The following is an 8674-nucleotide window of genomic DNA, read 5'->3' as shown; positions in this document are numbered from 1 at the left end:
GTTGGACGGAGAGCATCGCATCGATCAGGTTTTGACGATCTTCAGGCGTGACTCGATCGGCATTGGTGAGAAAATTGGCGAGAATCCGCGTGGATAATGGATACATATTGTCTGGCAACAAACTGGAGAGTGCGCTCCCTTCCGTCAACCACGGCAACCGCACAAATGACGAAGCGGGATTGATGAGTATCAGTTTTTCGATGTTTTTAGCCATTCTACTGGCAACTTGCATTGCCCAGCAGGCACCGAAAGACTCGCCGCATAAATATAGTTGCCGTCCTTCGGGTAGCTCGGTAATGATACACTGCATCGATCGATCTACCAATCCGTGCCAATCGCTACGGTCATCGCTGGCGATTGCCAAGCAGCGCAGATCGAATCTGGATGCTAATCCATCGATTTGCTTGTAAAGTAATCGACCAGTTCCATCCATCCCCGGAAAAAAAACAAATAGCGGTAGATGTGGCTGAGCTGGTCGGGGTTGAAAAAAATTAAGGGGATGAGAGTGAAGCTGCATGATTTATGCTGCGAGCAGGTCAGCAACTTGGTGTGATAATGTGGCAGTCAGATCCTTTACTACTTTACCAGCTTGACGACCGTGGTAACGCTCTCGATAAGGCTCGATCGCAAACGGTTCGCCGATCCGAATGACGACTCGTTGATAGAGTACGGCAGGATGCCAACCCTCTTGGCGAAATAGCGGCTCTAAGGGGTCTAGATGGTGCAGCAGGCTCAGAGGTACGGCGGGCCATTGGACTTCGGCCTGCGAGCAGATGGCTACTGGGAGGATCTGTAAATTGGGGACAGTTGCTTGGAGTGCTAAATGGGCGAAGCCGCGATAAAATGGACAGATCCCTTTGGGGGTCGGCGTTGCCAGCATCGGGGCGGCACCCTCTGGGAAAATCCCGATCGTTTTACCTCGATCGAGTAGTTTGTAGAATGCTCCACTAGATCGCGATACCAATCCTTGTTAGTCAACGGGAAACCGCCACAACTCTGCAATACTTCACGCAGCACGGGGACATTGCCCATATACCGATGGCAAGCAAAGTTGATCGGCGTGTTGAGATAACTAGTCAAAATAAACGGATCGAGGAAACTGCGGTGATTGCAGACAATCAGTAAGGGGCCAGAGGAGGGCAGTCGTTCGGGATTTTGCACCTTAACGCCAATCCCCAATAGCCCAAAGATATCCTGAGCGATGGCAGTAGCATAACCATCAAAAGGGGCGATAGACTCCAATAAATTCATGTAGTTACCGAAAAAAGGAGGTGCGTGGCGATCTGGGGTTAGAAATTTTCCCACCCATGCAGGTAGTTAGTCGAAAGTCTCAATCTCGTCGAGTGGCAAAAAATTAATATTCTCCTCACACTTGTAATCTTAGCCATATTTTTGGCGATCGGGAAGGCGGCTACTGGTCTAAATAAATGTATTATGAATAAATTCACGATCGCCAGTCATGTCCTGCCAAACATTAGTTTTATTTCCATCCAATGCTTAAAAAACTAGTATATGTTCCTATTATTCTAGTTGGAATGCGCTTGACACTCGCCCCTTTACTGTTGCTTGATGCCTGGGATCGCCAGATTAGTAGTTTGTTCCTAGTTGGTTATATTATCGCGGTACTTTCTGACATCTTCGACGGGGTTATCGCGCGGCGACTGGGGGTGAGTACCGCGAAGCTCCGACAAGCAGATAGTTGGGCGGATATTTGCCTGTATTTGTGTATTGCTGCTAGTACTTGGCGGGTATATCCCCAAGTAGTTATCGATTTTAAAGTGCCGTTATTAATAGCGGCGATGGCGCAAATCTCTTTGTATGCGATTGGTTGGCTGAAGTTTAGAAAATTTCCCAGCTTTCATACTTATACCGCTAAAATCTGGGGTTTAACTTTATTAGTTGCCACTGTGAGATTATTTGGCTTCGATGATGCTAATACCCTCTGGTTGGCGATCGGGATGTGTCTGATTAATAGTATTGAAGAGATCGCGATGACTTTTATCCTCACAGCATGGCAGTGTGATGTTTTGAGTATATTTGCCGCGATCGATTTACGAAACAATTCGCTGTTAGTGCTGCAAGATCGGGAAGAATCAAAGATCGCCAAGCCCTAATTAATTAGCTGGACATAATTAAAGTGACAACGACGAAATTGCCCTCACCCCGCCCTCGCCTCCGGCTCTGGCTCCCCTCTCCCAAACTTGGGAGCGATTCGCGCACGCCTTTGTTCCCCGACGGTTTAGCGAATCAAGAGAGAGGGGCTGGGGGTGAGGGCAAAGGACTGGCATTTTACATTTAATTTCGCATAGCTACTTATGTCAAAGCCGTCGATGCGATCGAAATTCAAACAGCAGATCGGTAATTATTTAAAGCCAATCTTATTAGCTGGTGTAATTATTTTGTTTTTTACGACGCCAGCACGTAACTTATTAGATCGAGAAATGCTGACTGACTACCTGCAAAAACTTGGTGTCTGGGCTGTTCCTGCTTTTGTGATTACCTATGTGTTGGTAGCTGTGCTGGGTTTACCAATTACAATTCATACATTAGCTGGCGGCTATGTATTCGGGTTAGTATGGGGCACAGTTTGGTCTGTATTGTCAGCAACACTAGGCGCGATCGGGGCATTCTACCTGACTCGATATGTTTTTCAAGATTGGGCAATCGCCAATTTTGGGAGACACAAATTGCTCAATAAATTCAATCGAATATTTGATAATAGCGATAGAAATCGAGTCTTATTAACAGCAATTAAGCCACAGCAAGGTAATGCTTTTAATCTGATTCTAGCCTTACGGTTAGCACCGATCGCGCCATTTAATCTGATTAACTTTCTCCTCGCACTGACGCCAATTAGTTTTCAAGTTTATACATTTGCAACTTTTATCGGTGTTATCCCCGGTACGATCGCTTACACTTGGCTGGGTGCTGCTGGTAAAACGGCGATACAAGATGGAGATCGGTTGCAGTTTGGATTTGCAGCTATTTTCTTAGTTTTCCTCTCTTTGTTGCCGTTATGGTTCAAGCGTTGGCGCTGGTAACGCTCGATACAATGGATCGATCCGGCGAAAGGTCAGACTAATCCGACCATCCATCACATTAGCCCGTTTGATCGCATGACTCCAGAATTCTTGGGTTTTCTGGCTCATATATAGCAATGAACCATGTGGTAAAAGATAACTAAGACGTTGCTCATAATCGGCTTTCGATCGAAATGAAAGTTTCCGTTCTGTACCGAGCGAGATAATAATAATCTGGGTACCGTCTTCGAGATTATCGATTTCGTCAGAGTGGAAACCCATTTTATCGCGACCATCTTTGTAAAAGTTGACCAGACAACTATTTGGTTCAAATCCTAAAGTTTGCGTTAACTGTCGGCATAGCGGCTGAAGTAGAGGGTGCATGGGCTGGACTTCATAGGTTAAGCCCGAATAATTGTAAGGTAGCCCAAAACATGCCGTCTTCCGCGCACTGATGCGAAGATCCCAATCAATGCGCTCGCATAATTGGGTATATAGTTCGGTTGCGACTCTGGGTGATAGGTAGCCGGGGCAAATTGTAACTTCTGGGGTCGTTAGATCGGTCGATCGTTGATAGTTTGCTAACATGTCCTAGATGAAAAATGTATGATGGACATTGCCCGTCATTAAGAGGGTGTTTGAAAAGTTCGAGATATTACTCGGATTCAGTCTACTTAAGTAAACTTTATGCCGTTAGATAAATGTAGAGTGGGCAATGTCTTGATTCGCTCGATCTAGAGGAAACCTCCAGGGCGCGAATCGCTGCCCACCATCTAGATTTTAGATGATTTCGACATCGTAAAAAATACCTTTTACAGATCTCAAACTCTGTTTTACGCGCTCGACTATTGCAACCGAGCTAAATCTAGATACTCCGAAATTGAATCAGCCAACGTATCAAAAATCTCCTCTCGTTGACTGGCATAATCCGGTACTTCGATAGTAATTGGGGCAAGGTGGCGACGCTGACGGATCTGGTTGAGCCAATTTCTGCGCCATCTCCCATTATCGAAGATGCCGTGTAAATATGTGCCCCAAAGCTGAAGTTGACAATCGACGATGCCCAGACTTGCATCGGTAAATAATGGCTCGTAGTCATCGCTAGCAGCTACTTGAGGGTGCCATTGGGTCGTACCTTGATGGATCTCATAGCCTGCGATCGAGTCGCCTTCTGTTGGATAATTGGTGGTGGTGGTGAGTTGGCGGGTAGTCTTGATCTCAGTAATGGTAGTTTGGAGCGGAAATAAACTTAATCCGGGACACTCACCGGGGATGCCTTCAATTCCGGCTGGATCTGCGAGGGTAGTACCGAGCATTTGAAAACCGCCACAAATACCCATAATCGTACCGCCACTGGCTAGATAATCTGGTAGTACTGCGGCGATGCCTGTTTGTTGCAACCACTGAAGATCGGCGATGGTTGTTTTCGAGCCGGGTAAAATTATGGCATCGCAAGTATTTAGTTCATCTTTAGTCGTAATATATTTGAGATTGACAGTAGGTTCGGCATCGATCGGATCGAAGTCGGTAAAGTTAGCAATCCGGGGAAATCTAACGACTCCAATCGTCAAATCTGCATTCGGTTTTCGCGACCGCCGTTCTAATAAGTCTAGCGAGTCTTCCGAGGGAAATACTTGGTCTAACATCGGAATTACCCCGATGACTGGAATCCCCGTTCGTTCCTCCAGCCAAGTGATTCCCGACTCTAGGAGCGATCGCTGTCCGCGAAATTTATTAATGACAAATCCCTTGATTAAGGCGCGTTCTTCGGGTTCTAACAACTCTAATGTACCGACAATATGTGCGAATACACCACCGCGATCGATATCGGCAACTAAGACCGTATTTGCTTGCAAATAACTCGCCACTCGCATATTAGTCAGATCGCGATGTTTGAGATTGATTTCCGCTGGACTTCCCGCACCTTCGCAGACAATATAGTCGAATTCTACAGCTAATTTGTCCAAACAATCGGTAATCGCCGCCCACCCGCGATCGAAATAATCCCGATAATAATCCGCCGCCTGTACTCTTCCTACCGCCGTACCCATCAAAATTACTTGGGAAGTCATATCGCCCTGGGGTTTGAGCAAGATCGGATTCATCTCCACTCGCGGCTCGATTTTCGCCGCCCAGGCTTGGACTGCCTGGGCGTGACCCATCTCCTTACCATCGGCGGTAATATAAGCATTCAGCGCCATATTTTGTCCCTTGAAGGGAGTCACCCGCCAGCCTTGGCGCACCAATAGCCGACAGATGGCTGCGGTAATTAATGATTTTCCAGCGTGGGAGGTAGTGCCAACAACCATGATGGATTTACTCACATCTTGCATCAAAACAAAGTTACTAGTATTTTAGTGGATAGTGGATAGTGGATAGTTAATAGTATTTACGAGCAAGTTTTGACGCTATTTTCATCAGTCTTTATTTACTGTCTTGATGCGCTAAACCTGGAGGAAACCTCCAGGTTTAGCGCGTCGCTGGCGCAAGATGCGAGTTTAGTCAATTTAACTCACCGCTGAAGATCCGATCGTAATGGGTGCGATCGCGCTTAATTTTAGACTAGGATGGTCTTCTAATAACTGATTGACATTCCATTCATTCTTAAATAATAACACCGGACGATTCCAGAGGTCTTTGATAACTAAAGTATTAAATAATCGTCCGACTTTATCCAAAGCATCCCAACCATTCAGTACCCATCTCGCTACCGAATATCCTAGCGGTTCTAATGTCGTTTCGACGCCATATTCATTCTTCATCCGAAACTGCACCACTTCAAACTGCAACTGTCCCACCGCTGCTAAAATCGGGTCGCGCTTGGCTTCATCGGCTGAATACATGATCTGGACTGCGCCTTCTTCTTGTAGCTCTTTAACTCCTTTTTGAAACTGTTTAAATTTCGAGGGGTTGGGATTGCGGAGGAAGGCAAATAATTCGGGTGAAAAGCAGGGAATACCTTCGTATTCGAGCTTTTTCATACCTGTATAAATCGTATCGCCGATCGCGAACACGCCGGGATTATTTAGACCGATGACATCGCCGGGATATGCTTCTTCGATCGATTCCCGATCTTGGGCGAACAATTTCTGCGGGCGGGATAGTCGGACGGTTTTACCTGTGCGGGCGTGGCTGACGGTCATATCTTTTTCAAACTTACCAGTACAGACACGAATAAACGCGACTCTATCGCGATGTTTGGGATCCATATTGGCTTGTAATTTGAAGACAAAGCCGGAGAATTCTGGATAGCTAGGATCGATCGATCCGACGTTAGAATTGCGATTTCCGGGCTTGAGGGCGTATTCTAAGAAGTAGTGTAAAAACAACTCCACCCCAAAATTGGTCATCGCACTGCCGAAGAATACCGGGGTCATATAACCCGCGTGAATCGCTTCTAGATCTAATTCGGAAGCCACCCCATCCAAGAGTTCCAAATCGCTATGGAGTTGGTCGAATAATTCTTTGTCTAATATTTCCTTCAGGCGCGGGTCGTGGAGATCCATCACCGTATCGGTGGCTTCCCGGCTGCCATGCGCTGTCCGCTCGAATAAATGAACTTTCTGCTGATGACGATCGAACACGCCTTTAAAGCGATCTCCGGTACCGATCGGCCAATTGACAGCATAGGTTTGTAAGCCTAATTCTTGTTCGATCTCGTCTAATAATTCTAACGGTTCGCGTCCGGGTCGATCGAGTTTATTCACAAATGTGAAAATCGGCAGCTCGCGCAGCTTACACACCTCAAATAACTTCCGCGTTTGTGGCTCCAAACCTTTCGCTGCATCGATGAGCATCACCGCATTATCAGCGGCGGCGAGGGTTCGATAAGTATCCTCACTAAAATCTTGGTGTCCGGGGGTATCGAGTAGATTTACCTGAAATCCCTGATAGCCAAACTGCAACACCGTCGAGGTAATCGAAATTCCCCGCTGTTTCTCCATCTCCATCCAGTCCGAAGTCGCCTTACGCTGATCGCGTCTGGCTTTGACGGCACCCGCTTCATGAATTGCCCCCCCGTACAGCAACAGTTTCTCTGTGAGGGTGGTTTTCCCCGCATCAGGGTGCGAAATAATCGCGAAATTACGCCGATGTTCGACGGCGATTTCGAGTTCGGTTTGAAGCTGGGGTTGGAGTTCGGTGGACATGGGATGAGATTACCTTAGCGGGCTTCCAATCTTTGATTATATCTGGTTTCGATCGTTGACTGACCTCGATCGACTGGTTAAGCACCGATCGAATTTTCTCAAACCCGCTTATCTATTGGTAAACAGTAGATTTGTAGGTTGGGTTGAAGAATGAAACCCAACAACTCACCAATCGATCTGTGGGTTGTTGGGTTTCGCTATCGCTCTACCCAACCTACAACTTGCCCAGCCTACAAATATATTTGGTGCGTTACGCTACGCGATAACACATCCTACGACATTCTTGCAAATCGAATAGGACTGCCATATGCTAAGCTCCAACCGATTGCCACAGCGATCGATCTGCATTCGGCGGTACTAGAATCCAGAGACTATTGGGAATCACCTGAAAACTCATCGGTGTCGTACCGAGGTAATCCCCATCCACTTGTACGGGCAGAGCCTTACCGCGTTTGCCACGAATTTCGACTTGTCTAGCTTGATAATATTTCACCAGCGGATCGCGGTTGTAATGACGGGCGAAAATTGAAATTAACCGTCGGGGTGCCGACAACATCCCTTGTCCCTTAATTACACACACATCGAGTAATCCATCATCGATCGTCGCATTGGCAGTAAACTTGACGACACCGCCATAGAGCTGACTATTACCGACGATTACCATCAAGATTTTGCCCCGCACCCGTCTACCATCGATACGGAGTTTCAGCCGGACGCCGCGAAAATTCCAGGCGACTTGAATCGCTTGTTTGATATAGGCAAGCGCGCCTAATAATTTCTTCTCTTCCGACCTTACTGTCGCCGTGACGGCGGCATCAAAGCCAATTCCCGCCATGAGTAAGAAATAACGATTTCCAGCCATGCCAACGTCAATTTTGGTCAATTCAGACTGAGCGAGACTTTCGGCAGCTTTGAGCATATCCATTGATAAGCCCATTTCCCGCGCCCAAATATTGACAGTGCCTAGTGGTAAGACTCCTAATGCGGTCTCGGTGCCGACTAAGCCATTCATCACCTCATTAACGGTACCATCGCCGCCAGCCGCGACAACGGCATTGTAGCCCGCACGGGCTGCGGTTTGGGCTTTGGTGGTGGCATCTCCTGGCGCAGTCGTGGCGGCGATTTGGACTTGCCAACCGCGATCGCGCCACAAATTTGCGACTCGATCGAGTGTATTCTTGAGGTTGGATGATTGTCCGGCTGTGGGATTGTAGATAATTAGAACTTGCAGGTTGGGATTTAGGCTAGCACGCATTTAGAAAGTTTTTTTTGAACCGCACCAGGCGCAGAGGACACAGAGGTTAGATAATAGAGACGTTTGGAGCTGCTAATTGAGTTTCTATCGATCTATATATTTAGCTGTAATTATTAATTTTTCGATATGTCTGATTTTTTGTTAGAAGTCGGTACTGAAGATCTGCCCGCAGGGTTTGTCAGCGACGCGATTCGGCAGTGGGAAAAGATGATTCCGGCGAGTTTAGTGGCTGAGGTTCTAACTAACGACCG

At 47.0% G+C, this 8674-nt stretch carries 9 protein-coding genes; 2 read left to right on the top strand and 7 right to left on the bottom strand.

Annotated elements, in window-relative coordinates; translation table 11 throughout:
* The 3 genes from RMO52_RS06070 to RMO52_RS06060 all read right to left on the bottom strand — a co-directional run.
* Nucleotides 1-517, bottom strand: a 517-nt coding sequence (locus RMO52_RS06070; RefSeq protein WP_310411889.1) for an alpha/beta hydrolase, incomplete at its 3' end; no start/stop codon positions are given.
* Between the two features lie 3 nt (nt 518-520).
* On the bottom strand, nt 521-880 hold the full coding sequence (locus tag RMO52_RS06065; protein ID WP_310411886.1) for a hypothetical protein: 360 nt from the start codon (nt 878-880) through the stop codon (nt 521-523).
* A complete protein-coding gene (locus tag RMO52_RS06060; RefSeq protein WP_310411883.1) occupies nt 820-1251 on the bottom strand; it encodes a lysophospholipid acyltransferase family protein in 432 nt (143 codons plus the stop codon). The genes RMO52_RS06065 and RMO52_RS06060 overlap by 61 nt, the downstream gene beginning before the upstream one ends.
* Nucleotides 1252-1493: 242 nt before the next feature.
* Between RMO52_RS06060 and RMO52_RS06055 the strand changes: the two genes are divergently transcribed.
* Entirely contained in the window at nt 1494-2114 is a 621-nt protein-coding gene (locus RMO52_RS06055; RefSeq protein WP_310411881.1) for a CDP-alcohol phosphatidyltransferase family protein, read from the top strand.
* A gap of 201 nt (nt 2115-2315) precedes the next feature.
* Nucleotides 2316-3041, top strand: coding sequence for a TVP38/TMEM64 family protein (locus RMO52_RS06050; protein ID WP_309741542.1), 726 nt, complete (start codon nt 2316-2318; stop codon nt 3039-3041).
* Here RMO52_RS06050 and RMO52_RS06045 read toward each other — a convergent pair.
* The 4 genes from RMO52_RS06045 to RMO52_RS06030 form a co-directional block, all read right to left on the bottom strand.
* Entirely contained in the window at nt 3015-3608 is a 594-nt protein-coding gene (locus RMO52_RS06045; RefSeq protein ID WP_310411878.1) for an alpha-ketoglutarate-dependent dioxygenase AlkB, read from the bottom strand. The genes RMO52_RS06050 and RMO52_RS06045 overlap by 27 nt on opposite strands.
* Before the next feature lie 257 nt (nt 3609-3865).
* Complete coding sequence (gene cobQ, locus RMO52_RS06040; protein ID WP_396134905.1) at nt 3866-5329, bottom strand: cobyric acid synthase CobQ; 1464 nt, start codon at nt 5327-5329, stop codon at nt 3866-3868.
* Between the two features lie 198 nt (nt 5330-5527).
* Nucleotides 5528-7168, bottom strand: coding sequence for a peptide chain release factor 3 (gene prfC, locus RMO52_RS06035; protein WP_309741539.1), 1641 nt, complete (start codon nt 7166-7168; stop codon nt 5528-5530).
* Between the two features lie 310 nt (nt 7169-7478).
* On the bottom strand, nt 7479-8423 hold the full coding sequence (locus RMO52_RS06030; protein ID WP_309741537.1) for a diacylglycerol kinase family lipid kinase: 945 nt from the start codon (nt 8421-8423) through the stop codon (nt 7479-7481).
* Nucleotides 8424-8674 lie beyond the last annotated feature (251 nt).

It is taken from the genome of Chamaesiphon sp. OTE_8_metabat_110 (genome assembly GCF_031382685.1).
Taxonomy (GTDB): domain Bacteria; phylum Cyanobacteriota; class Cyanobacteriia; order Cyanobacteriales; family Chamaesiphonaceae; genus Chamaesiphon.
This window is presented reverse-complemented; position numbering and strand designations above follow the sequence as displayed.

Coding starts and splice junctions, on each gene's coding strand:
- cobQ (WP_396134905.1), bottom strand. CDS start 5,329: ATGGTTGTTGGCACTACCTCCCACGCTGGAAAATCATTAATTACCGCA.
- RMO52_RS06060 (WP_310411883.1), bottom strand. CDS start 1,251: ATGAATTTATTGGAGTCTATCGCCCCTTTTGATGGTTATGCTACTGCC.
- RMO52_RS06030 (WP_309741537.1), bottom strand. CDS start 8,423: ATGCGTGCTAGCCTAAATCCCAACCTGCAAGTTCTAATTATCTACAAT.
- RMO52_RS06045 (WP_310411878.1), bottom strand. CDS start 3,608: ATGTTAGCAAACTATCAACGATCGACCGATCTAACGACCCCAGAAGTT.
- RMO52_RS06055 (WP_310411881.1), top strand. CDS start 1,494: ATGCTTAAAAAACTAGTATATGTTCCTATTATTCTAGTTGGAATGCGC.
- prfC (WP_309741539.1), bottom strand. CDS start 7,168: ATGTCCACCGAACTCCAACCCCAGCTTCAAACCGAACTCGAAATCGCC.
- RMO52_RS06050 (WP_309741542.1), top strand. CDS start 2,316: ATGTCAAAGCCGTCGATGCGATCGAAATTCAAACAGCAGATCGGTAAT.
- RMO52_RS06065 (WP_310411886.1), bottom strand. CDS start 880: ATGCTGGCAACGCCGACCCCCAAAGGGATCTGTCCATTTTATCGCGGC.